This window comes from Bradyrhizobium sp. NDS-1 (genome assembly GCF_032918005.1).
In the GTDB taxonomy this organism is placed as follows: domain Bacteria; phylum Pseudomonadota; class Alphaproteobacteria; order Rhizobiales; family Xanthobacteraceae; genus Bradyrhizobium; species Bradyrhizobium tunisiense.
The window spans coordinates 2,777,756-2,802,454 of record NZ_CP136628.1 but is presented as its reverse complement, the minus strand read 5'-3'; the positions used below and the strand labels follow the sequence as shown (position 1 = coordinate 2,802,454).

Annotated in this window: 19 protein-coding genes; 3 read left to right on the top strand and 16 right to left on the bottom strand. The window is 65.5% G+C overall.

All coding sequences use genetic code 11. The features are described from left to right. Positions 1-2 precede the first annotated feature (2 nt). From asnB to RX330_RS12975, 3 genes are all read right to left on the bottom strand, one after another. Entirely contained in the window at positions 3-1,841 is a 1,839-nt protein-coding gene (gene asnB / locus RX330_RS12985; protein ID WP_317243237.1) for an asparagine synthase (glutamine-hydrolyzing), read from the bottom strand. 3 nt (positions 1,842-1,844) lie between these two features. Next, positions 1,845-3,344, bottom strand: coding sequence for a lipopolysaccharide biosynthesis protein (locus RX330_RS12980; RefSeq protein WP_317243245.1), 1,500 nt, complete (start codon positions 3,342-3,344; stop codon positions 1,845-1,847). A gap of 196 nt (positions 3,345-3,540) precedes the next feature. Next, complete coding sequence (locus tag RX330_RS12975; protein ID WP_317243235.1) at positions 3,541-4,221, bottom strand: hypothetical protein; 681 nt, start codon at positions 4,219-4,221, stop codon at positions 3,541-3,543. Between the two features lie 328 nt (positions 4,222-4,549). Between RX330_RS12975 and RX330_RS12970 the strand changes: the two genes are divergently transcribed. After that, positions 4,550-8,167 (top strand): autotransporter domain-containing protein, encoded by a 3,618-nt coding sequence (locus tag RX330_RS12970; protein WP_317243234.1) that lies wholly within the window; start codon positions 4,550-4,552, stop codon positions 8,165-8,167. Between the two features lie 30 nt (positions 8,168-8,197). Here the strand turns inward: RX330_RS12970 and gspM are convergent, their stop codons facing one another. From gspM to RX330_RS12925, 9 genes are read right to left on the bottom strand one after another with little or no spacing between them, the layout of a single operon-like run. Further along, positions 8,198-8,779, bottom strand: coding sequence for a type II secretion system protein GspM (gene gspM, locus RX330_RS12965; protein WP_212091133.1), 582 nt, complete (start codon positions 8,777-8,779; stop codon positions 8,198-8,200). Continuing rightward, positions 8,776-9,813: a PilN domain-containing protein gene (locus RX330_RS12960; protein ID WP_317243233.1), complete on the bottom strand. Its 1,038-nt coding sequence runs from the start codon at positions 9,811-9,813 to the stop codon at positions 8,776-8,778. Before RX330_RS12960 ends, gspM begins: the two co-directional genes overlap by 4 nt. Before the next feature lies 1 nt (position 9,814). Next, a complete protein-coding gene (locus RX330_RS12955; protein ID WP_317243232.1) occupies positions 9,815-10,729 on the bottom strand; it encodes a general secretion pathway protein GspK in 915 nt (304 codons plus the stop codon). After that, positions 10,726-11,430, bottom strand: coding sequence for a type II secretion system protein J (locus RX330_RS12950; RefSeq protein WP_249153564.1), 705 nt, complete (start codon positions 11,428-11,430; stop codon positions 10,726-10,728). The genes RX330_RS12955 and RX330_RS12950 overlap by 4 nt, the downstream gene beginning before the upstream one ends. A 26-nt stretch (positions 11,431-11,456) precedes the next feature. Then, a complete protein-coding gene (locus RX330_RS12945) occupies positions 11,457-11,852 on the bottom strand; it encodes a type II secretion system protein J (RefSeq protein WP_212091122.1) in 396 nt (131 codons plus the stop codon). Beyond that, positions 11,830-12,324 carry a prepilin-type N-terminal cleavage/methylation domain-containing protein gene (locus tag RX330_RS12940; RefSeq protein ID WP_317243231.1) on the bottom strand — a complete coding sequence of 165 codons (495 nt, stop codon included), beginning with the start codon at positions 12,322-12,324 and terminating at the stop codon, positions 11,830-11,832. The genes RX330_RS12945 and RX330_RS12940 overlap by 23 nt, the downstream gene beginning before the upstream one ends. Then, positions 12,287-12,742, bottom strand: coding sequence for a type II secretion system major pseudopilin GspG (gspG, locus tag RX330_RS12935; protein ID WP_212091116.1), 456 nt, complete (start codon positions 12,740-12,742; stop codon positions 12,287-12,289). Before gspG ends, RX330_RS12940 begins: the two co-directional genes overlap by 38 nt. 39 nt (positions 12,743-12,781) lie before the next feature. After that, positions 12,782-13,993, bottom strand: a complete 1,212-nt coding sequence (locus RX330_RS12930) for a type II secretion system F family protein (protein WP_212091112.1) — start codon at positions 13,991-13,993, stop codon at positions 12,782-12,784. Between the two features lie 3 nt (positions 13,994-13,996). Further along, entirely contained in the window at positions 13,997-15,685 is a 1,689-nt protein-coding gene (locus RX330_RS12925) for a GspE/PulE family protein (protein WP_375848839.1), read from the bottom strand. Positions 15,686-15,824: 139 nt separating this feature from the next. On the opposite strand from RX330_RS12925, the gene gspD reads away from it, so the two are divergent. Both gspD and RX330_RS12915 read left to right on the top strand, forming a co-directional pair. Beyond that, on the top strand, positions 15,825-18,203 hold the full coding sequence (gene gspD, locus RX330_RS12920; RefSeq protein ID WP_375848841.1) for a type II secretion system secretin GspD: 2,379 nt from the start codon (positions 15,825-15,827) through the stop codon (positions 18,201-18,203). Between the two features lie 4 nt (positions 18,204-18,207). Then, positions 18,208-18,798: an A24 family peptidase gene (locus tag RX330_RS12915; RefSeq protein ID WP_317243228.1), complete on the top strand. Its 591-nt coding sequence runs from the start codon at positions 18,208-18,210 to the stop codon at positions 18,796-18,798. A gap of 231 nt (positions 18,799-19,029) precedes the next feature. On the opposite strand, the gene RX330_RS12910 is transcribed toward RX330_RS12915, so the two are convergent. From RX330_RS12910 to RX330_RS12895, 4 genes are all read right to left on the bottom strand, one after another. Beyond that, the gene (locus RX330_RS12910; RefSeq protein ID WP_317243227.1) at positions 19,030-19,587 is read right to left on the bottom strand and encodes a tetratricopeptide repeat protein; all 558 of its coding nucleotides are present in this window, start codon (positions 19,585-19,587) and stop codon (positions 19,030-19,032) included. A 122-nt stretch (positions 19,588-19,709) separates the two neighbouring features. Continuing rightward, positions 19,710-20,558 (bottom strand): right-handed parallel beta-helix repeat-containing protein, encoded by an 849-nt coding sequence (locus RX330_RS12905; RefSeq protein WP_317243226.1) that lies wholly within the window; start codon positions 20,556-20,558, stop codon positions 19,710-19,712. 63 nt (positions 20,559-20,621) lie between these two features. Next, positions 20,622-21,470, bottom strand: a complete 849-nt coding sequence (locus tag RX330_RS12900; protein ID WP_317243225.1) for a right-handed parallel beta-helix repeat-containing protein — start codon at positions 21,468-21,470, stop codon at positions 20,622-20,624. Between the two features lie 487 nt (positions 21,471-21,957). After that, entirely contained in the window at positions 21,958-24,576 is a 2,619-nt protein-coding gene (locus RX330_RS12895) for a M10 family metallopeptidase C-terminal domain-containing protein (RefSeq protein ID WP_317243224.1), read from the bottom strand. Positions 24,577-24,699: the final 123 nt, after the last annotated feature.

The window sequence follows — 24,699 nt, the reverse complement described above, 5'->3', positions numbered from 1 at the left end:
GCTCAGGCGTACCTCGCCAACATCCATTTCATGTTCAAATACGGCCAGATCCGACCGACCGTCTCCCAGTCCCAAGTTTTCGACGCCGTCAAGCGGCTCACCGCTCTGCGCAAGGCCGTTTCATCCACCATTTCGGCAAAGGCCGGCACCTCGCGGTCGAGCAGGTCCGCCGTCCATCCGGCCAAAGGTCCGTTCAGCCATTCGGGCATCGGTGAATTAAAGCCGACCTTGCGGCGCGCGGTCCGGATCGATTCCGGCATCAAATTGGCCATTGCCCGCCGGGCGACCGCCTTGGTGTAGCCATCTGCGAACTTGCTGCTTTCGGGAAGCGCCATCGTGTACGTCACCAGGCGCCAGTCCATGAAGGGCATGCGGACTTCGACGCCGTGAGCCATCGAGAGACGATCGAAGTTGCGCAGGATGGTGGGAAGCACCGTGCTGTGAAACATGCGGTAGAGGCGCTTGTTCAAGCCGCCCCATTCGCGCGGCAGCACGTCGTCCTCCGCCGTCAGCGGGAGTTGAGCGGGAAGATCGCGCAGACCGCCGCGCAGAAAGTACACCCCCTGGCGCCTGAGGCCGAACGCACGCAGGACATCCACGCCGCGCCGGGTCAGCGCCGAGCGCGAGGCGAGGTCTTCGGCTGCGTTCCGGATTCGGAATGCACGCGCCTGTCCTTGCTGCAAATAGGCGCCCATCAACTCGTCCGCGCCGTGGCCGTCCAGCGACACCGTCACGTTCTGCCGCCTCAGCTGCCGATAGATCAACCACACGGCGCTGGGCAGCCCGATATAGACGTCATCGAGATCGTCGAGAATCCGATCCAGGTCTGCAAGTGCATCGGCCTGCCCGATTTCGAGGAAGGTCGGCGCAACTTCAGCCCAGGCGGCGGCCTCCTCTGCCATCGGCCGCTCGTCGTTCGAGGCGCCGGGAAACGTCGCGACAAAGGCATGACGCCATGCGGCGCTGTCGCGCGGCCCCATGCCCGCCTTCTCGTGCGCCGCCATGGTGCAGATCACCGCCGATGAATCGAAACCTCCAGACAGGCAGGTCCCGATCGGCACATCGCTGCGCATGCGCAGTGCCACGGCGTCCTGGAACAGCTCGCGAAAGCGCGCGGCGCGTTCGGCTTCGGTGGCAGGCACGGTCGGCAGATGATCCACCGTCCGCCACCAGCGCCTGACACTGACCTTGCCCTGGCGCAGCCACATGCAATGGCCGCCCTGCAGGCGGCGAACCTGGCGAAACAGGGTTCGCTCGCTTCCTTCGATCCCGAAGGGGTCGAGCAGCAGCCGGCGCGCCACTTCCGTGTCAACGGATGCATCGATCAGCCCGCTCCGCACCAGCGCCCGCTGCTCGGACGCGAAGATGAATCGCTTCGGCGACGCCGCGTAGAGCAGCGGCTTGATGCCGAAGCGATCGCGCGCAAGAAACAATTCGCGCGTGCCCGTGTCGAAGATCGCCAGAGCCCACATGCCGTTGAAGCGGGACAGCATGTCTTCCCGCCAGGCCTGCCAGGCCGCCAAGATCACTTCGGTATCGGACTGGCTGCGGAACACCGCGCCCTGCCCCTCGAGTTCGCGGCGCAGCTCGAGAAAATTGTAGATTTCGCCATTGAACACGATCACATGGCGGCCGTCCGCAGACAGCATCGGCTGATATCCGCCCTCGCCGGGATCGATGATCGCCAGCCGGCGGTGGCCGAATGCGAGGCTTCGGTCTGCGCTGAACCAGGTCCCCTCGCCGAACGGACCACGATGCGCGATCAGGCCCGTCAGCCGCGAGATGTCAGCCCGCTCCACCGCATTGCCGCCCAGATTTACGATGCCCGCGATTCCGCACATGTCCTAGACGGCCTTGAGGGGCAGGAAGCGAGCGAGGATCGAACGAATATCTTGCCGGCACACCTTCCGATACGGGCCCAACTGCGAAGCGGCAACCGCGACCACGAGGATGATCGCAGCCGTCAGCGACGAGACGGCCCCCACCGACCACCAGGACGGCGCGAGCCGGAGCGGCATGCGGTCGAGACCGTACCGCACTGCCAGCGCCATCGCGATCCCGATGCAAAGCGGCGTCAATACGCAATGCGCGACACGCGACCACATGCCGGCGAGCTTAAAATTGCGCCGCAGCAGGAAGACGACAGTCAGCATCTGCGCGATCATGCCGGCGCATGCGCTCCAGCCCGCGGCATGCCATCCGAAACGCGGCAACGCGAACGCGCTGGTGACGAGTGTGACGACACCCGTGATCAATGCGATGAGCGCGTTGGAGCGTGACCGCCCCTGCGCCAGCAGGTAAAAACCGAAGACGTTCGCGCTCGATCCGAGTATTCCGGCGATCGACAGCACGACGAGAACCCGCGCAGCCTCGGCCGCGACTTCGGCGCCGGTCCAGACATGCAGCAGCGGGCCGGCCACCGAAATCAATCCACCCAGGGCACTTGCGGCCAGGACGTTGAGAATCCACGAAGACCGGAACAGCAGATCGGCCTTTCGGTCCTCGCTCTCGCCTTGCAACGTGCTGAAGTATGGAAACAGGATTTCGCCGACCTTCAGGATACCGATATAGGTCGCCTCCTGGAGACGTTGCGCAACACCATAAAAACCGACGAACTGCGGTTGAAGCAGCGCGCCGAGCAGATATCGATCGGCCTGCCCGGCGAGCAGCGCACCGCCCTGCGCGGCGACCTGCCAGCTGCCGAACCGGAGCAGCCTGCCAAGCGCCTCGCGATGCAACGCTGGCGGTGCCAGCCATTCGCGCAGTGTACCGCACGACCAGGCCACTGCGATCAGCAGGCTGGTCGCGAACCCCAGCGCCTGGCAGCCGAGGAAAGTCGATGCGTGGGGGGCGGCAGGGATCAGGAGGAGCATTGAAACGGTCGAGACCACGGTGCTGACAATGCCGGTCGAAGCGATCCGGCGGTAGTCCTGCCGCGCGGTGAACAAGGAAATGAAGACCGCCGACACGCATTGGCTCAGCCAACCGAGAGCGGCCAACGCGAAGGCCCATCCAAGGTCCTCGGCGACTGGACCGGCCAGATGAAATCCGAGCCGCGCAAGCGGAGCTCCGGCGACCAGAAAGAAAATGGTGATCAGGCCGCCCGCGCCAGCTGCAAGCATGACCGCGGTCGCGAACAGGCGTCGCGCATCGTCGCGGTCGGACGGCTCCAGTCGCTGCGCAAGCTCGCGCGCCGTCGACAATCCGAGCGTGTTGCTGAACACAAGGGCAGGCGCAATGCATGCGGTGACAAGCCCCGCGATGCCGAATGCGGTGAGGCCGAGGTGAACGATCACGAAAGGCAGGATGGCCAGGTTCAGCACCACCGCCAGCAGGAAGGCCATCGCATTCCACGCGGAGTTTCCCAGCAGGTCGGGGGGTCTTTTCCTGAACGTCATGCCAGCCAACCGGCCATCACCTCACCAAGCCCTTGCCGCATCTCCGATCGGGTCCCGCGAGGGGCGCGAATTCGGGCTAGCAGCCGATCCAGGGAATGTCGATAGTCGATAGTCTACAGGGGCCCGGCGCGCCTGCCAGCGCTCAGAGTCCATCCGACTCGCCGTTCTTCGGCGTCGAACGCGGCACGAAGGGAGAGAACGCCGGATCGGCCGGGCCGGGCATCGTCAGCTTGCCCCCGGCATCCGCGGGCGGGCCCGCGGGAGCGGCTGCATCCGACCGCTGGAGCACCAGCACCTCGCTGCGCTCGCCCTGCTTGAACGTCACCTCGCGCGGCTGCACCGACGTCAGCGACCAGCCAGCGAGCGATTCGCCCTGCCGCAGACGCACGACCTTCTGATCGGCGCGGTTGACGAGAATTGCAATCGCGTCGCCTTCGCCCACCACGGCCCCGACCAGCAACAACGGCGGCGGCGCCTCGACCGGCTTGGGCGTTGCCGCAGGACTTTCCTCGACCGGCGAAGCGGCGACCGCGCGCGGCGGTGGCCGGCGCATGGACGAGAAGATCGGGCGTTCCTGGGTTGCGCTCAGCGCCGAAAGCGGCACCGACCACAGCGGATTGCCGCGAGGGACAGGCTTGCCCGGCGTTTGCTGCGCGGGCCGCGCGATCGGTCTCACCGTTCCGACGTCGACACTTTCAGCAGGGCTGCCGGCCGCGTCGTCCGACAGGACGTCCACCCGCGACGAGGTGGCCGCCATGGTTCCGGCAGCGCCCAGCACCACACACAGCACGGCCAATCCTGTCGGCTTCAGCCAGCCGGACATCGATATTCCCCTGCGACGACGGGCCACGCCACGACGACGGCGAGGCATCGGGGCCAAACTAGTTCCGATCCACGGCGCCATCAACCCATCCTGCCACCCTAACGAGCACGCGCATTCCGTGCTGAACCTGTTGCAATGCACGAATATGTTGCCCGACGGCCACGATGGCTGAAAATACAAGGCGGAACAGGTCCGAACCGGGCACAAATGGATACCCATTCATTGCAGGCCGTCGCGGCGCCATGAGATCATAGCGTGGGCGCCGGGCCTCCGTACGCGCCCAGGTTGCATGCTCGCGATGATTTCTTTGATGTTTTGAGACGATCGGATGGCTGGACCGACAATGGCAGGTGGGCGAATCGGATACGGGCTGCGATCCGTCGTGCGCCACTCCCTGGCGACACTCCTCGCCACCACGGCACTCGGCGTCGTCGCCGCGCATGCCGTGGACGGCACATGGACCGGCGGCTCCACAGACTGGACGGATCCCACCAATTGGTCATCCAACCCGAGCGTGCCGGACGAGACCGCGACCTTCAGCAACACCGGAAGCACGGCGGTCGACAACAACAACGGCGTCGTCAGCATCGGCACGATCCAGTTCTCGAACGCCTCGCAGGCCTATACGTTCACGATCGGCAACCCGTTCATCGTCAATGCAACGGGCATCATCAACAACGATACGGGCAATACCCAGAATTTTGGAGTCACCGCCGGCAACAACCTGGTGTTCCAGAACAGCAGCACGGCGAGCGGCGGCGCCGGGGCCGTGACCATCACCAACGATGTCGGCGGCAACGTCAACTTCATCCAGGACAGCACCGCAGGGACGGCAACTCTCGCCAACAGCGGCTTCGTCACGTTCGAGGATTCGGCCTCTGCCGGCAGCGCCCAGATCACCAACAACGCCACCGGCCAGATCGATTTCTTCAGCAATGCTTCGGCCGGCACGGCTACGATCAACAACGGCGCAGGGGGAGTGCTGAGCTTCCACAACACCACCACCGCCGCCACCTCGTCCATCATCAACGACGGAACGTTGAATTTCGACGGCTCCGCCACCGCCGGCAGCGCCACCATCACCACCAACAATGGTGCAACGACGAACTTCAGCGGGTCGGCGACCGGCGGCAGCGCGCGCTTCATCACCAACGCCGGCGGCACCGTCGACATTTCGGGCCTGACCAGCGGCGGGATGACGTCCGGCTCGATTGAAGGCGCCGGCAATTATGCTCTGGGCGCCAATACGCTTACCACCGGCAGCCTCAACACCTCGACCCAGGTCGACGGCATCATCTCCGGCACCGGCGGCCTGACCAAGGTCGGCGCAGGCACGCTGACGTTGACCGGCACCAACACCTACACGGGCGCGACGACGATCTCGGCCGGAACATTGGCAATCTCCGGCTTCGGCAGTATTTCGTCATCCAGCGTCGTCACGGTGGACGCGACCTTCGACATCTCGGCATCCGCGGTTCCGTTCAACGCCATCACGACGCTTGCCGGCAGTTCGAGCGGCGCCGTCAACCTGGGTGCCAACAATCTGGTCATTACCAACGGCTCGACCGAGTTCTCGGGTGTGATCCAGGGCACAGGCGGGCTCGAGGTTTTCGGCGGAACGCAGACGCTCTCGGGCCTAAACACCTACACCAATGTCACGCAGATCGACGCGGGCGCAACCCTGGCACTGAAGGGCGGCAGCTCGATTGCAAATTCGCTTTATGTCGCCTTCTCGGGCGCGGCTTCGACGCTCGATATTTCCCAGACCACGTCCGGGGCATCGGTGACTCAGCTGCTCTCCTTCGGCACCAATGGCGTCGTCGCGCTGGGATCGAAGACGCTGACAATTACGGCTGGCAGCGGCACCGCCTTCGGCGGCGTGATCCAGGACGGCGGCATCGGCGGCGGCACCGCAGGCAATCTTGCGATCGCGAACGGAGGGCTGCAGCAGCTCTTCGGCACCAACACCTATACCGGCACCACGACCATCGCCAGCGGCGGCGAACTCGATCTCGTCAATTTCGGCGGCAGCGACGGCAGCATCGCGACCTCGAGCAGCGTCATCGCCAACGGCATCTTCGACATCGCCGCCTTGAGTACCGGCACCGCGATCAAGTCGCTCTCGGGCGCGGGCAACGTCAATCTCGGCGCCAACACGCTGACCATCACGAACGGCAACGGCACCTTTTCCGGCGTCATCGCCGATGGCGCCGCCGGCGGCGGACTTGCTCTGACGGGCGGCACGCAGACGCTCACCGGCGTCAACACCTATACGGGCGCCACCGCCGTGAACGGCGGCACGCTGGTGGTGGACGGCTCGCTTCTGAACAGCCTGACCACCATCAACACCGGCGGCACGCTCGCCGGCAGCGGCACGATCGCGGGCGTCGCGGTCAATGGAGGCACGCTGGCGCCCGGCAGCGCGGCGAATCCGTTCGGCACGATGACCATCAGTGGATCGCTGATCTTCACCGCCGCCTCGACCTATCTGGTGCAGGTTTCCTCGACCAGTGCCAGCCTCGCCCAGGTCAATGGCGCGGCCGACCTCGGCGGTGCAACGGTGCGCGCGAACTTCACCTCGGGCACGGTCAAGAAGCAGTACACGATCTTGACCGCGGCCGGCACCCTGGCCGGCAGTACCTTCAATCCGACAGTCTTGTCGAACATGCCGACGCTCAACGCGACACTGAGCTACGACACCAACAACGTGTTCCTCAACGTCAATGTCAATTTCGCGCAAGGCGCCGGGCTCAACGTCAACCAGCAGAACGTCGCGAACACGCTGACCAATTTCTTCAACACCACCGGCGGCATTCCAGCGGCATTCGCCGCGCTGACGCCGGCGGGACTGACGACCGCATCGGGTGAGCTCGGCACCGGCATCATCCAGTCTGCAATCAACGCCGACGGCCAGTTTCTGAATCTGATGCTCGACCCGACCGTCGTCGGGCGTAGCGGCGGCTTCGCCAAGGCGGGCAGCGTCGCGCAGTTCGCCGAGAGCAACGAGGCGGCGGCCTACGCGTCGAAGCGGCCCGCCACCGCGCGCGAGCGCGAGGCTTATGCGATGGCGACCAAGGCGCCGCTGTTCTCCTCGCAGCCGAGCAGCCGCTGGAGCGTCTGGGCAGCCGGCTATGGCGGCTCGGCCGGGGTCGGCGGCAATGCGCAGGTCGGCTCGCAGGACCTGACCGCGCGGGTCTGGGGCGGCGCGGCCGGTGCCGACTACCGAATCTCGGTGGACACGCTGGTCGGCTTTGCGCTCGGCGGCGGCGGACTGAACTACTCGCTCGCCAATGCGATGGGCGCAGGCTCGGCCGACCTGTTCCAGGCCGGTGTCTATGGCCGGCACAATTTCGGAGCGGCCTACGTCTCGGCCGCGCTTGCCTATGGCTGGCACGACGTCACGACCAACCGCACCGTGGCGCTCGCCGGGGCCGACCAGCTCCAGGGCCGGTTCAAGGCCGACACGTTCTCGGCGCGCTTCGAGGGCGGCTATCGGTTCACGACGCCGCTGATCGGCATCACGCCCTATGCCGCGGCGCAGGTGACGAACTTCAACCTGCCCAACTACTCCGAAGTCAGCCTCAACGGCGGCGGCCTGTTCGCGCTGAACTATGCTTCGCAGTCTCTGACCAATACCCGCTCCGAACTCGGCCTACGCACCGACAAGTCTTACGCCATGCAGAGCGGCGTGCTGACGCTGCGCGGCCGTGCCGCCTGGGCGCACGACTACAATCCGAGCCGCGCCGTCACCGCCCTGTTCCAGACCTTGCCGGGCACCGGCTTCGTCGTGAACGGCGCCAGGGTCGATGCCGACTCCGCGCTCGTGAGCGGCAGCGCCGAGATGAAGTGGCTGAGCGGCTTCTCCATCGCCGCCACCTTCGACGGCGAGTTCTCCGGCAACGTCACCAGCTATTCCGGCAAGGGCGTGTTCAGGTACGCTTGGTGAGGCTGACCAGTCCGCCTTGATTTGGCCGACCTACTTCCCCGCCTGCCACTGGCCCGAGACGCCCAGGATCACCCTGACGCGACCGGTGCCCGCGTCGCTCAGCGCGGTGGTCTGCGGCACCTGGACGTCGAGCTGATCGACAAACAGGAACGGCATGCCGGCCTCGATATCGTAGAGCAGCTTCTGGAGCGCGGGCTGTTCCAGCTCGCAGCTCACGACGAGGCCGACGAAGCCATCCTTGGTTCGCGCGCCGGATACGTCAACTTGCGAGGACTGGACCTGGCCGCCGGCATCGCTGACAGCAGCGGCAACCCTCTGCAGCAGATTGGCGCCCGCGACGGTCACGGTCGGCCCCTCCAGGAACGGCGTACCCGGCCGCTCGGCCGATAACGCGGCGGCATTCTTGGCGCCTCCCTTGCGGCCACGCAACTGGTCGAGCAGGTCGGAAGTCTGCGCCAGCGCTTGCCGATGGGCGACGATCTCGGCGATCGACAGCCCCGTCGTCAGCAGCAGCGCGCCGGCAATCGCCACATAGAGCGTAACCGCGATCAGCGGCGAACTCGCGAGCGCCCGCGCGACCGCATTGCCGCCGGTGAGCTTGGCACTGCTCATGGCACGTTCCTCGGTTCGATTTGCGCCTCGATATGGAAGCGCTCGCCGGGATCGGAGGAGCTGCGCGTCGTCGGGGCGTAGAAGGTCGCGCGGTTGAAATGTCCGGATTGCTCGATCAACGGGATCAGCGAGGGCGCATCGCGGGTGATGCCGCCGATCTGCAGCTTGTTGCCCACAAGATGCAGCTCGGTGACATAGGTATGGTCCGGCAACACCCGGCTCAGCGTTTCCAGCACGATCACACTCGCCGCTGTCTCGTATTTGCGGCGTTCGAGCAGCGCGAGTGGGGATCGCTCGCCGCCATCGCTGCCGCGAAGCGCGGCGCGGCGCTGGGTGATCTGCCGTTCGAGCTCCTTCTCCTGCGCGCCGAGGCCGTCGGCAAGATAGCTTGCCGCGACCGATCCCGTCACCGCGGCGACGGCGGCAAGAGCCAGCACCGCTTGCAGCGCCCGGCTCAACCGCGCCGGATCGACCGCGCCGCGCGACCTCTGCTCGAATACCTTGATGCGTCCGCCCGCGCTCGCCTCCGTCGCGATCGCGACCGCCGACGGATGGAACGGGGAGACGGCATCTACATAGCTCATCGCCAGCTTGCGCGGCGCCGCGGCGATCTCCGTGGTGATGCTGTCGCGGCCATGCGCCGCCGGAGCGCGACAACCGAACACCGCTTCGTTCGCGGTCCACGGCGTCAGCCGGTCGATCTGCGCCCGCACGATGCCGTCGAGGAAATCGGCGGCACGCGCCGGCAGTTCCAGCGGACGAAACAAAAAGCGCGACGACCGCAGCACGATCTCGACGCGGCTGCCGCGGACGATCTGCGCGAGATTGGCGCTTGCAAACTTGCCATCCTCGAACACAATCTCCTTCGGGACGTTCTCCGACTTGGCCGCTTCCAGCGCGAACGTGCCGGTCTCGCTTTCGACCAGCCGGACCACCCGCGGCGACACGGCCCGCTCCATGGCGCGAACGATCGTGCCGGCTACAGTGCCGGTCCAGGCATCGAGAATAGCGCGAAGAGAAACGAGTGAGCTCATCTCACAGAGGCTTTCCGGCGGAGCCGTCGACGGCGTTATGCCACGACAATACACGATACGGCTCATCGCCGGTTTCGAGAAGCAGGATGACGACCTCGGCCGAGCTCCGCCGATGCGACGGCAGCTCGACCGCGACCGTCAACCGGTACGCCTTCGAGCCTTCGATCGTCGCATTGGTGCTGCCGGCAAGCCCGACCAAGGCCCGGGAATCGACGTTGGGATCGGTGCGGTCACGCAGCACCTGCTGCAATAGCCCGGGTGACATGCCCGGCAGCGCCGCCACTACCTGCGGCGCGGCGTCGAGCACGTTCACCGTCCGCATGTTGCTGAACACCGTGACGAAGGGCAGCACGCGCTCCACGACGGCGGCCGGAATGCCGCGCACTAGCCAGAGTTCGTCACTATGCGGAAACGGCGCGTGACGCGGCAAATAAGGCGCGCCGAGCGTGCGATAGTAGGAATCTTCCGCATTCTCCTGGCCGGGCTCGGTCGATGCGCGCCAGGCGAGAATCCGGTCGGCATAGACGGGTGCGTCCGTCGCGGAGACACCGAGCGCCGTCATCAGGCCCGATAGCAGCGGCTTCGGTGCCATGTTGAGATCGACGCGCGCAGCCTCCGAACGGAACGTCACGCTCACCCGACCGGCACCGACCCGGGCATTGAAGGTGCCGCTGGTCGGACGCAGCGCCTCGTTCTGCGCCGTCAGACGATAGGCCGCGAGCTCGATCCCCGCGGTCACCAGCGCATCGGCCTGCAACCGGTCGGCATTGACGGAGACCGTGACCGCCGTGTTGGTCACATAGGTCAGGTAGATCAGCGCCAGCGCCGCCAGCGCCGCCAGCATCCAGAGCACCGCGACGACGATGAAGCCGCGGCCGTCGCGAAGCGTTGCATGCGCGTCCCTTGCTCCGCTCAAAGCTGCTGCTCCTCTTTCTCCGCCTGTTCCGGCCGAGAGCGCGCCGTGACGCAGGTCGCCGGGTTCTTGGCCCGGGCGCATTCGGCCGGCGCCGTAATGCGCGGGACCGCCGCGCCCGAGACCGCGAGCACCTGCCCGGTCGCACTGTCCCGCACGGTAATGCGGATGCGATCCGGCAGCTGCGGCTGCCCCCGCCAGATCGGCTGCCACTGACCGTCGGGCCCGGCATAGGCGAAGCTGACGCGGAACGGCGCCCGGATCAGCACGACCTGATCGACGAAGCGGATCTGCCCGTCGGTCGGCATCGGTTGGAACGGCGCGCGCTCGCGCACCAGGGCGAGCCCTTGAGCGTCGGCCTTTTCGATCAGACGGACGAATTCGAGGCCTGGACGCGCGCTCGGGCCGAGCGCCGTGCGCAGGAAGGTCACCGACAATTCGCCGCCGTCGAACAACGGCACCCTGGCGTCGCCGTTCACTGTCATCTGCTCGGCGACGGAGAGGTCGGCGACGATGCGCTCGAGCCCGGTCGCAAGACGCTCGGCCCGCTGCACGCGGGCAATGCCGCGATTCCAGTTCGGCAGCCATTGCGCCGTCACGGTCGCCAGCGTCGCAAGGATGACGGTCATCAGCAGGGTTGCGAGCAGCACTTCGAGCATAGTGAAGCCGGCCTCGTTGGCCAGCGCGCGGCGCAGGCGCTTCATTGCCAGGCGTTTCGTTGCCAAACCCTTCATTGCGCCGCCCTCGGCACCAGTTTCACCGTCGTGACCTGGATCGCGCTACCGTCGGCCCGCTGCAGGCGCAAATTGACGGCCAACGGCACGAAGCGATCGCTGGCGGGATCACCGCCCGGCATCTTCATCGGCGCAACGTCGACCCGCCAGCGGCTGCCGGCCAGTTCGCCGCTCCGCCGGCCGGGTTTCAGCAAAGAGCGCGGCGGCAGGTCTGCGAGCAGGGTCTCGGCCGTGCCTGCGAGCGCCAGACGCTGGTCGATCGCGCGCGTCCCCTTCACCGTCGTGGCGATGACCGAGCCGATCGTCCCGAGCATGACCGCGATGATCGCGAGCGCGACCAGCGCCTCGATCAGGGTGAAACCGGCGGTGTCAGAGCAGCTTCTGCGGGACAATCTCAACGCCTCCGGTCAGCCAGTTGACACGCACCTCATAGCCGATACCCGGCCTCGCCAACGCGATCACCCCGCCACACGACATGCCCGACGGAAAGAAATCGATCGTCCGGCCCGCGGCCCTGTCGGCGCAGCGCGAGGCCAGCATCGCCTGCACCACCACGTCATCAGGCAGGCGGATGGTCCGGCCGGTGACTCCGGAACGGATCGCGCGCGCCTCCGCGTCCACCTGAGTCGCCACCCTGGTTTGCCGGCGCAGCGCCGCGTTGCGGTCGGCTTTCAGCAGCGCCGCGGTCTCGACCGCGTAGCTCTCCAGCCTGGCGCGCGTCGTCGTGCGCGGGACAGCCGGCAGGATGATTGCCGCCAGCAGGCCGATGATCGCGAGCACGCACAGGATCTCGATCAGCGCGAAGCCACGCGCATCGCCGATGCCCTCAGCGCGCGCCGCTGACAATGTCGGCCGCCGTTCCACTGCCGCCTTCCTGACCGTCCGATCCCAGCGAGATGATCTCATAGGGCGCGCTCGCGCCCGGAGCGCGATAGACATAAATGTGCCCCCAGGGATCGTTTGGGACTACCCCGCCGCGCAAATACGGCCCGTTCCAGCCGGCCTGATTGGTGCTGCGGGTCAACGCGGTGAGGCCTTCGTTCGATGTGGGATAACGGCCGAGATCGAGAAAATAGAGATCGAGCGCGCTGGAAAAGCTCTCGATCTGAATCTTGGCCGCCTTCGCCTTGGACTCGCTGAGATAGTTCAGCACCCGCGGGCCGACCAGCGCCATGATCATCCCGATGATGGTGATGACGACCAGCATCTCGACGAGGGTGAAGCCCGCCTCCCCTCGGCCGGCGCGCCGCCGGCCGCGCTTCGCGCTTCGATATTTGGTCACTCCAAGCCTCTCCCGTTACCTGCTTGCCATCTGGCCCAACTAACCGACAATCTGGCTCACCGACATCAGCGCCGTCATCACCGACGTGATCAGGCCGCCGACGACCAGCGAAATCGCGATGATCGCCGCCGGGCCCGCGATGCCGACCGCGCGGTCCAGCGTGCGCTGCAATTTGGCCTCGTAGAATTCTGCGATCCGTCCCGACAGCATCGGCAATTGCCCGGTCTCGTCGCCGAGCCGGAGCATGCGGACCGCCATCGCGGGCAGTGCTTCCGTCTCGGCCAGCGCATCGGACAGCTTCGAGCCATGGCGGACGCGGTCGGCGGCATTGCTCCAGACCGCGGACGGACCGGTTGTCGCCATCATGTCGACGAGGATGCGCAGCGTGATGGTGAGATTGACGCCGCTGCCGAGGAGCAGGCCGAGATTGCGGCAGAACAGTGCCGTCCGGTATGCGCTCATCACGTTGCGGATTGCCGGCAGCCGCGTGATCGCATTGGTGACGCCGCGCCGGACGCGCTCTTGCCGGAGCAGGAGCCAAGCCGCGGCGATGGTCGCCGCAAGGCCAGCCAGCACAGCATCCGAATTGCCGCGAAGGAAGGTGGAGATGTTGAGAAAAATTCCGACCACCGGATCAATCTTGGCGCCGAAGTCCTGCAGCACGCTGGCAAACTGCGGCAGCACGAAAGTGAGGAAGAACAGCAGCACGCAACCCGCCGCGCCCAAGACGAACAGCGGATAGCGGATAGCATCCGACAATCGCCGCCTCAGCCCCTCGCTGCGCGTGCGCTCGCCGGCCAGCACCTCAAGCACCTGGTCCAGCGATCCGGAAGCCTCGCCGACCCGCACCAGTGCGACATACATTGGCGGGAACAGCCCCTCGTGCCGCGCCAGCGCTTCGGCAAAGCTCTCGCCCGCGACGACGCGCGAACGGATGTCGGCGACAACCGGACGCAGCCGACCGAAATCCGGGTCGGCCGCGAGCAGTTCCAATCCGTCATTGATGCGGGCACCGGCGCGCAGCAGCAGCGCGAGGTCGCGGGTGAAGATTGTGACGTCTTCCGGCTTGGGCCGGTTGAAGAGGCTGAACACGCGGCCGGCCGAGCCGCCCTCTTCCGGCGTGACGTTGTCGACCAGCACGAGACCGAGCCGCTCGATCCGCTGCGCGACGTCGCCCGGCGCGGGCGCGGCAATGGCGCCGGAGACCAGTTCGCCGTTGGCGTTGAGCGCGCGGTAGCGATAGTTCGGCATGCGTCAGCGCACCGTCGTGACGCGGAAGACCTCGGGCACGGTGGTGAGCCCTGCCCGGCATTTTGCGACCGCATCCTCCAGCATCGTCGTCATGCCGGCCCGCATCGCGGCGGCGTCGATCGAGTGCGAGTCGGTCTGCGGGCCGATCAGCGTACGCACCTCGTCGGACATTTCGAGGATCTCGAACACGCCATTACGGCCGCGATAGCCTGTGCCGCCGCAGCGCTCGCAGCCGCCGGCCTCGTGCACGACCTCGCCGCACTTGAAGCCGATCACCGCAAAGCGCGGGTCCTCGGCGAGATCGGCCTCGGTCAGCGCATGCGGGACCTTGCAGCGGTCGCAGAGCACGCGCACCAGGCGCTGCGCCACCACCGCGCGCAACGTGGACTTCAGCAGGAAGCCCTCGATACCGAGGTCGATCAGCCGCGGCACGGCGGCCGCGGCCGTCTCGGTGTGCAGCGTCGTCAGAACAAGGTGGCCGGTGAGTGCCGCGTGAATGGCGATATGCGCGGTCTCCGCATCGCGGACCTCGCCGACCATGATCACGTCGGGGTCCTGTCGGACGAAGGCGCGCATGGCGGAGGCGAAGGTCAGCCCGATGGACGGCTTGACCTGGGACTGGTTGATGCCGGGAATCTCGTACTCGACGGGATCCTCGATGGTGAGGATCTTGCGCGTGGGCTCGTTCAGGATCGACAGCATGGTCGCAAGCGTTGTGGTCTTGCCGCTGCCGGTCGGGCCCGTGATCACGATCATGCCATGCGGCATCGCGAGCAGCCGCGTCATCACGCTCTCGTCGCGCGCGGCGAGACCGAGCTTGCTCATCTCCAGGAGACCACGGTCGCGCGGCAGCAGGCGGATGACGGCGCTCTCGCCGTGCTGCGTCGGCATGGTCGCGACGCGAACGTCGATCTCGCTGCGCCCGACCCGCACGCGCGCGGCGCCGTCCTGCGGCAGGCGCCGCTCCGCGATGTTGAGGCTGGCGAGGATCTTGATGCGCGAGATCAGCGCCTGCGGCGGAATGCCGTGCGGCGATGGCAGCGCACGCAGCAGGCCGTCGACGCGCATGCGCACGACGAGTCCGGCGCGGAACGGCTCGACGTGAATGTCGCTGGCACGCAAGTCCACGGCGCGCTCCAGGAGATCATTGAGCGCGCGCACCACCGGTGCGCCGCTGGCGAGATCGCGCAGGCTCTCGATGTCGTCGTCCGACTGCTGTGCAACGCTCCTGCCGGTTCGATCGGCATTTGCGTCGTCGGCATCGGCCCGTTGATCGAGGACCGTGGTGATGTCCTCGTATGAGGCCACGACGACATCGACCGGCGCTCCGAACACGATTTCGGCAGCACGAATGGCAGCCGTGTCCGAGGGATCGGCGACAGCCAGCCGAAATACGTCGTTGGGCGCACTGAAAGGAAAGATGGTGGATTCACGCAGAAAGCGGCGCGAGAAGCCGTCGAGGCAAGGCGTGGCTGCGAGCAGTTGCGGCAGGCTCAGCCGCGTCAGACCGAAATGATCGGAGACTTCATCTGCGAATTCGGCGGCGGAAAGATCGGTGGCCTCCCACAACTCCCGCAAGGGACGCACGAGCGCGGTGTTGGCCGATTTGTCGACATGGGCCTGCGCCCGCGGCGGCAATGAGTATTTTTCCAGGAGGTGCTGCCGGAAGCTATCTGCGGAGCGGTCGCGCATCGCATTCACGGCGTTGACCTTGTGACCTGAAAGCAACAACTTCGGCGGGTGACGATCGGCCCTTTGCCCTTGACTTATTTATTAGCAAAAACATAATCGTGGCGCAAATTATTGCGCGTCCGAACCAAAGGGGGATCGGATGCAATTTTCAATCAATATCAGCGTGGGCAGGCGTATTTTGTTCAAGGTGGTCCAGCCGCTTTTGCGCCTTCGCTCAGCGTTGTCTGGAACGCTCCTCCTGTTGTCGTCCGCTTTCGTGCTCGGCGCCTGTATCGTGACCGCCGACCAGTCGATCGAAGCCGATCCAAAGGACCCGCGCGCCCAGGACATCGCCGACAAGGTCCGCTCCCTCGATCTTCAGCCGCGTCAACCCGCCGACGCTGGCGCGAGCGGCATTGCGCAGGCGCGATCGTCAAAGCCGGCGATCTATCTCAGCGATGGTGCAACGCCGCAGGGCGGTGCGCTGGCCGAACGCGACGATGCCGGCGGCAGCGGCTACGACCTGAATTTCGAGAACGCCCCGGTTGCCACCGTCGCAAAGGTCGTTCTTGGTGACGTACTCAACGTCGGCTACACGATCGACCCGCGCGTGCAGGGAACCGTGACCCTGGCGTCGGTGCGGCCGGTGCCCAAGGCGGATGCGCTCTACGTGCTGGAAAACGCGCTGCGCATGTCCGGTGTCGCGCTGGTCCGTGACCGCACCGGCTATCGCCTGCTGCCGGCGCCCGAAGCCGGCCCTGGCGGGATCGATCGCTCGCTGAACGCTGCGGCCGGCCAGGGCATCACCGTGGTGCCGCTTCGCTACGTCTCGGCGCAGAACATCTTCAAGCTGCTCGATGCCTTCGGCGTGAAGGCCCAGACCATGCGTCCCGACAGCGCCCGCAACACCTTGATCGTCAGCGGCAGCGGCACCGACCGGGCGACCGCGGTCGACACCATTCTCTCCTTCGACGCCGACTGGATGCGGGGGCAATCGGTCGGCATCTTCCCGGTGCGGAACTCCACGCCCGAGCCGCTCATCTCCGAGATCGAAAAGATCATGGATTCGGGCGAAGGCGGCCTGGGCCAGAACGTGGTGAAATTCCAGCCGATCGGGCGCCTCAATTCGATTCTGGTCGTCAGCCAGAAGCCGGAATATCTCAAGCGCGCGCAGACATGGATCGCGCGGCTCGACCGCTCCGACACGGAAGGCGTGAATCTGAAATCCTACCCGCTGCGCTACGGCAACTCCAAGGCGGTGGTGGCATTGCTGAACGAGATCCTGTTCAGCCAGAGCGCGACCAGCACCTCCTCGCTCGACAATTCGGCGGGCCAGATCTCGCCGGGCGCGGGCATCGCGACGTCCTCGTCCGGCACCAATCCGATCGCCTCCCTCAGCGCACTTCCGACCGCAGCGGCAGGTGCCGCGACCCCGGTCACCGGCGCTCCCGGCTCGTCGCTGGCCGCCCGCCCCGCCCCTGCTGCGGCCGGCCTTCCCGGCCAGGACAACGGCTCCCTGCTCGGCACCGGCGCAAAGCCCGTCAACAATGCGATCCTTCAAAACGTGCGGATCACGGCCGACGTCACCAACAACGCGGTGCTGGTCTACGCCAACGCGGAATCACAGCGCGTCGTCGAGCAGACGATCCGGCAGATCGACCGGCCGCAGCGCCAGATCGCGATCGAGGCGACGATCGCCGAAGTCACACTGAACGACGCCTTGAACTACGGTGTCCAGTTCTTCATCGCCAGCAAGCACGGCTCGGTTTCCAACACCATTGGCGGCGTGAGCAACAGCGCTTCGGTCGGCAGCAACATCGAGCAGCAGACCGGCGCGGTCAACGCAGCCGCCGGCGCGCTGCTCGGCCGCGCCCTGCCCGGCTTCAACTTTCTGATCGGCGCGGAAAACTCTCCGCGCGTGGTGCTCGATGCGCTCCACAACGTCACCACCGTCAAGGTGCTGTCCAACCCGTCGCTGGTCGTGCTGGACAATCAGCCGGCGACCTTACAGGTCGGCGACCAGGTGCCGTTCTCGACCGGCACCGCGACCGTGCTGACCGCCAACAACACCGTCGTCAACACCATCGACTACAAGAACACCGGCATCATCCTGCGCGTGCTGCCGCGCGCCAACGCCAACGGCAACGTCGTGCTCGACGTCGAGCAGGAGATCTCGAGCGTGGCCGCCGGCAGCACCGGCTCGCTGACGCCGACGATCTCGCAGCGCCGGGTCAAGAGCTCGATCGCGGTGACGAGCGGCCAGACCGTACTGCTCGCCGGCCTGATCAGCGAGACCGAGAACAAGCAACGCCAGGGAATTCCAATCCTCGACTCCATTCCCGGCGTCGGCGATGCGTTCTCGCACCAGGGCAGCACGCGCGCCCGCACCGAGCTGATCCTGTTCATCCGCCCGACCGTCATCAAGGATGGCGTCGATGCGCACGTCATTGCGGAGGAAATGCGCAGCAAGATGAACAGCCGCCTCGTCGGCACCAGCAATCCCGTGATTCCCGTGAACCCGCCCAAGGCGGCGCGCTAAGGGCGTGACGGATCGGGCGGCGAATGCCGGGACGGGGGCTCCGCTCGCCATCCTCCTGCTGCTCGGCGTACTCGCAAGCCTCGTCGCCGCGCCGGGCACCGAAGGCCTGTACGGCGCGTTCCTGGCCGCCCTGATGCTGGCGACCGCGGCGAACGATGCGCGCCACTACCGCATTCCGAACGAGCTGACCGGCGCCGCGTTCGCGCTCGCGCTGCTCCGCGCCGGCGCGTTCGTGCCCGACATCGCCGCCGAAGCGCTGCTTTGGCCGCTGATCCGCGCCACGGCCACGGGCCTTCCGCTGCTGCTCCTGATGCTGCTCTACCGCCGCTGGCGCGGCCGGGACGGGCTCGGGCTCGGCGACGTCAAGCTCGCCGCCGTCTGTGGCGCCTGGCTCGAGCTTGCGACCGTGGTCGCGGTGATCGAGCTTGCGGCGCTGTTTGCGATCGGCGCTTATCTGGCCAATGCCGCCCTGCAACGGAAGCCGCTGCGCGCCACGGCGTACCTGCCGTTCGGGCTGTTCCTGGCACCGGCGATCTGGATCGGCTGGCTCGGCGAAACCTGGTACACCAACTGGCTCGGCGGCTGGCCGGGCTGAAGCCTGGGATCGGGATCATCGTCGGCCCCGCCCACAGAATCGCGAAAACAACCCCATGCACAGTAGGCGGGGTCAGGTTTTTCAATGACTTACTAGGCGGCCACTTTGAGGATTTTACGAAGCGATTTGACAAATCGGGCAAAACACCGGCCATCACGGCGATTGCACTGCCCTTCCCCCGAATCACGAACCGATAGGCAACCGCGCCGATTGGCGGGCAAGCCGCAGCGCTCAGTGCTCGCGGCTAGGCGCCCATTCCAGCGCCCGCAGGCGGGCCTGGGCGATCTCTCCGCGCGTCATCTTGGTGGTGACGGCATCGCGGATCCGAGCCCGCGCTTCGCGCGCCGGCGGCGGTGCGGCGGCCGTGGACAGATTGAGCCATTTGGAGGCTTCGACGATGTCCTGCGGAACGCCCTGGCCGCGGTCGTAAAGAAGGCCCAGCGAATACTGGGCGCGGCTGTCGCCCTGCTCTGCCGCGCGCCGGTACCACATCGCGGCCTCCGTATAGTTCTGCGGCACGCCGCGGCCGGTCTCGAACAGGAAACCAAGATAGGACTGTGCAGCGGCATTGCCCCGCTCGGCGAGTGGAATGAAGATGCGGGACGCCGTCAAATAGTCCTGGCGATGGAAAGCGGAGACGCCCTGACGGAACGATTGGGCGTAGGCCGGGACTGCCAAGGCGAGCGTCAGCAGAACGGCAGCACAGCCCCACCCCGCCCGTCGCGACCAACCGCGCGTTTGCGGCGCCGAACGGCAAAGCCCCGAATTCTGACTGTCGAGGGTCTCCATGCCACCCGCGCTCCCTGCGTACGCGGCCAGACTAGTCTGCAGGCGTCCCGAAATCCATAGCGGTGCCAGGGACAAAAAAATCTCCGGGCGCATCGCGCCCGGAGCTCGTCGATTGGACAGGCCTAGTGATACCCGCCAGCGGTAGCCGGCGTCGTGTCCGGCGCATTGCCGTTGATCTGGTTGTCCAGATAGGACAGCACGTTGCCCGTCGTGGCTGCGCCGAGATTGTTGACGATCATCGATCGACCGATACGTGCCGCTGCAACACCGCTGAGGGCGAGGCCCGTGCTCACATTCTCCGAGATGCTGGTGTTGTTGACCTGGACGTTGGACGATCCCTGCACGTTCAGGCCGACGAAGTTCTTGTGAATGGCCGTGTTGTTAATCAGGACCCGGGTGCTGCCACCGTTCGTGTTGATGTTAATCCCGGCGCCAGCGGCGGCGGCGCCGTTGTGGGAGATCACGCTGTCGCGGATCATCAGCATCGAGTTGAAGTTCGACGGATTCGAGAAGATGCCGGCTCCGGACGCACCGTTGAAGTTCCTGATGAAGCAGTGCTCGATGACCACCGAGGCCGCCTGGAGGATGTTGACGCCCTTGAGACCGGTGCCGGCACCTTCGATGTCGAGGCCGCGAAGCACGATGTGATCGGTCGCCGCGGCATTGACGTTGATGCCATTGGTGCCGGACGCCAGGATGCTGCCGACGACGCCTTCGCAATAGATCGTCATCGCCTTGGTGATGGTCACTGTGCCGAAGCCGGCGGAATCGAGGCAGTTGATCTCGCCGCCCGCGGCGGTCTTCGAGATCGCGCCGGCAAAGGTCTTGCACGGCGCGGTGCGGCTGCACGGATTGACGTCATCGCCAACACCGGACACCCACGTCCTGGTCGCCTGGGCATGAGCCGGCTGCGACACGGCGAATGGCAAGAGAAATCCCGCGACAAGAGTCCATAGAGCAATACGGCGCATATTGAACCTCCAGAATTGAACGGAAAACTTGACGTTATTGTCAGGCCAGTAGATTCCCAGGACTTAATGATAACCACCAGCGGTGGCCGGCGTCGTGTCCGGGGCGTTGCCGTTGATCTGGTTGTCCAGATACGACAGCACATTGCCGGAGGTGGCCGCCCCCAGATTGTTGACGATCACCGAGCGGCCAATCCGCACCCCCGCACCGCCGGTAAGCGCGAGGCCCGTACCGAGATTCTCCGAGATGTTGGTGTTGTTGATCTGAACGTTGGCCGATCCCTGCACGCTCACGCCGATAAAGTTCTTGTGGATCGCCGTGTTATTGATCAGGCCCCGCGCGCTGCCGCCGTTGGTGTTGATGCTGACCCCAGCTCCGTTGGCCGCGGTGCCGTTGTGCGAAATCACGCTGTCGCGGATCAAGAGCATCGAGTTGAAGTTCGACGGATTGACGAAGACGCCGACGCCGCCTGCGCTGTTGAAGTTCCTGATGAAGCAGTGCTCGATGACCACCGAGGCTGCCTGAAGGACGTTGACACCCTTGATTCCGGTTCCCGCCCCGTCGATATCGAGACCGCGCAGCACGATGTGATCGGTCGCGGCCGCGTTGATGACAACGCCGGAACTCCCTGCTGCGAGGATGCCGCCGACAACGCCTTCGCAATAGATCGAGATCGCCTTGGTGATGGTCACGACGCCGAAACCGCCCGAGTCGAGACAATTGATCTCGCCCCCCGCGGCTGTCTTCGAGATCGCGCCGGGAAAGGTCTTGCACGGGGCGGTGCGACTGCACGGATTGGCATCATCGCCCACGCCCGACACCCACGTTCTGGTGGCCTGAGCATGCGCCGGCTGCGATGCGATCACTGGTGCGAACATCCCCGCAACCACAGCCAAGAGTGCAATTCGGCGCATTTCCCTTCCTCCCCGAGATTGAGCTGAGAGCCCCAGCCTGCTGCTATGCACACATCTTCGCTGCCGCAGCCCGCAGCTCGCGCGGCTTTACGGCATCATTCTCCATATTTCGCTGAAACTTCCCCCGCCGCTTTCGGCGCTCGCAATACGGCCTTCGCGTTCGAATGATTGGGTACGCAATGCTACTGGGAAAAATGGATGCAGGCTTCTTGGCACCTCGGATCGCGCAACTGTTGCGCGACGTACCGCGGACTTTCTAGTGGTCGCGCCGGATCAGGCAAGGTTCAACTCGATCTATCAATTTCTGTGAGGACTTTTACGCCAGGAGCGTGCCCACGACGTCACGAACCTCGTCCATGACGGCCGCCAGGACCGAGACTCGATCGCAAACACATCGTGCATGACACACGATGGCTACGTTAAAGGCCAGCCATGACGGGAATGATGGCCCGCGCTGCGTCGATTGGACGCGACGAGACCCATGCCGTCAGGTCAGCAGGAAGCCGGGCCCGTGCAGGTTGTGAAGAAAATCGGCCACTATGTCGAACGCAGCAGCCGTGTCGTGGCTTCCCGTCAGTTGAGACCACTGCTCCGACGTGGTCTGCACATTGGCTGGCGCGGGCATGGCATCCGGTAGCTCGGACGAAGTGGTCAATGGGGTCCCGCCCTCGGTGAAGTTGAACGCAAAGCCGTCACCGGACGTCCCGGCCCCCGCCGTGGCGGGCGACGCTGCACCGATGGCACCGTCGCCATTGAGGTCCTGGTACAGCGTCGGCTCCAGCGCCTTCAAGGATGGGTCGGTTCCCAGCACTTCCGGAGACGCGGCGAGCGTGGTCAGGAAGTTGCCATTGCTGTCCGTGCTCCAGACCGAATAGTGGGCGTTCGCCGAGTTCTTCCAGACCACGTCGTAGCCGCCGCCGGACACCTGCTCGGCGCCGATCACCGACCACGTGCTGTAATTGGCCGCATTCACGACCGAGCCAGCGTATTTCAAGGTGGGGCCGGTACCGGCCGCATCGTACAGATAGTAGTTGCTACTAAACAAGACTGCACGGGTCGCTCCGAATGCCTCGATGGTGACGCCGTTGACGGGAACCAAGGAGAGACCGATCGTGCCGTCGCCGTTGATATCCTGATGCAGCGTCGGCTCCAGCGCCTGCAGCGACGCATCGATGCCTAGCACTTCGGGAGCCGCGGCGAGCGTGGTTAGGAAGTTGCCGTTGCTGTCCGTGCTCCAGACCGAATAATGGGCGTTCGCCGAATTCTTCCAGACCACGTCGTAGCCGCCGCCCGTCACCTGCTCGGCGCCGATGACCGACCACGTGCTGTAATTGGCCGCGATCACCGCAGCGCCGGCATATTTCAGGACCGGTCCGGTGCCAGTCGAGATGCTGTTCAGGTAATAGTTTCCACCAGACAGGACCGCGCTGGTCGATCCGAACGTCTCGATCTCGACGCCGCTGACGATGGGGATGCTGACCACCCCTGTCGTGCCGTCGCCATTGAGATCCTGTTGCAGCGTCGATTCCAGCGCCTGTAGCGAGGCGTCCGTCCCCAGCATCTCCGGAGCCGAGCCGAGAGTCGTGATGAAATTGCCGGTGCTGTCCGTACTCCAGACCGAATAGTGGGCGTTCGCCGAATTCTTCCAGACCACGTCGTAGCCGCCGCCCGTCACCTGCTCGGCGCCGATGACCGACCACGTGCTGTAATTGGCCGCGATCACCGCGGCGCCGGCATATTTCAGGACCGGTCCGGTGCCGGTCGAGATGCTGTTCAGATAATAGTTACCGCCTGTCAGAGCCACGCTCGTCGATCCGAACGTCTCGATCGCGCTCGGCACGAGGCTGGCGGCGGCAACCGTAACGCCCGCGAACTGGAAATATTCGACGCCGGTGACCGTATCGGTACCATCGGGCACGCCGCTGCGCTGGTCGGTCAGAGTGAACGTCTGGGTCGCGGAATTATACGAGACCAGGTAGTTGGCCCGGCTGCCCGAATACACCGCCGTGTCGCTGCCCGAGCCGCCATTGATGCCGTCGTTGCCCGCGCCGCCGACGATCGTGTCGTTGCCGCCGCCGCCGTTCAGCGCGTTGGCGATCGCGTTGCCCACCAGCGTGTCGTTGCCGGACCCGCCGGTGGCGTTGTCGATGTAGGAGCGCGCGTCGCCGTTGTACAGATAGGCGTTGTAGACGTTGCCCGATGCGTAATGGCCGTTGCCGAGATTGGCCAGTTGCACGGAGGAGAACACCGACGAGGCACCGGGATTGAGGTTGATGCTCAGGTTCGTCGTGTAGTTCGACAGATCGTAAGTATCGACGCCGCCGCCGTCCCAGACCGTCTCGTAGACGCGGTTGGCCGAGCCGCCGACGCCGCCGCCCGGCGCGAGCTGCCCGACGCCGTTAATGAACTGCTGCCCGGTGGTCGGATTCCAGGTGTAGACGGTGTTGCTGCTTTGGGTCGTGTAGTCCGCGCCGTACATGACCTGGAGCGCGAGAATATCGTTGGCCATGTAGGTCTGCGAATATCCGTACGCTTCGTTGGTGTAGCCGCTCGTAGTCGAAGCGCCGACATAGCTGCGATAGCTCATGACGGTATATTCGCTGCTGTCGTGCGCGCTCGGCACAGCGACGTTGCCGGGGCCGCCGGCCTCCTGGCTGTGCTTGAGACCGAGGGCGTGGCCGAGCTCGTGCATCGCGGTCGTGAAGTAATAGTTGCCGAGCTTGGCGAGCGAGAAGTTGTATTGAGTGCCGAACCAGATGTCGCCGCCGGACGCATAATTCCCGGGATAGTAGGCATAGGCCGTTGGATTGGCCGCGGGCGACTGCGCGATCATGATGTCGGCGCCGTTCGTTCCCGCGTACTGGATGTTGGCGTTGGTGTAACTGAGGATCAGCCCGACCGCGTAATTGATCGCCGCCTTGATCTGGGTGGGCGCCGAGGCAAGGCCCGATGTGGTCGGCTCGCTGTCGCCGCCGTAATAGGGATTGGGGTAGTCGCTGGATGCGTCGGGAAAGCTATAGGTGATCGTGCCGGTCCATTTGACGCCGGACAGCAGGCCGTCGATCTCGGCATTGTTGGTGGCACTGACATTAACGGCGGTAGCCAATGGACTCTCCAGAGCAACGCATCGCGCGATTCGGAATAAAGCAGATGATTCTAGCTTGGGAGTTAAACGTTTGGTTTAAATTGGGCAGCGGCGTCCGCGCGCCTTCCATAAGACTATGTTAGC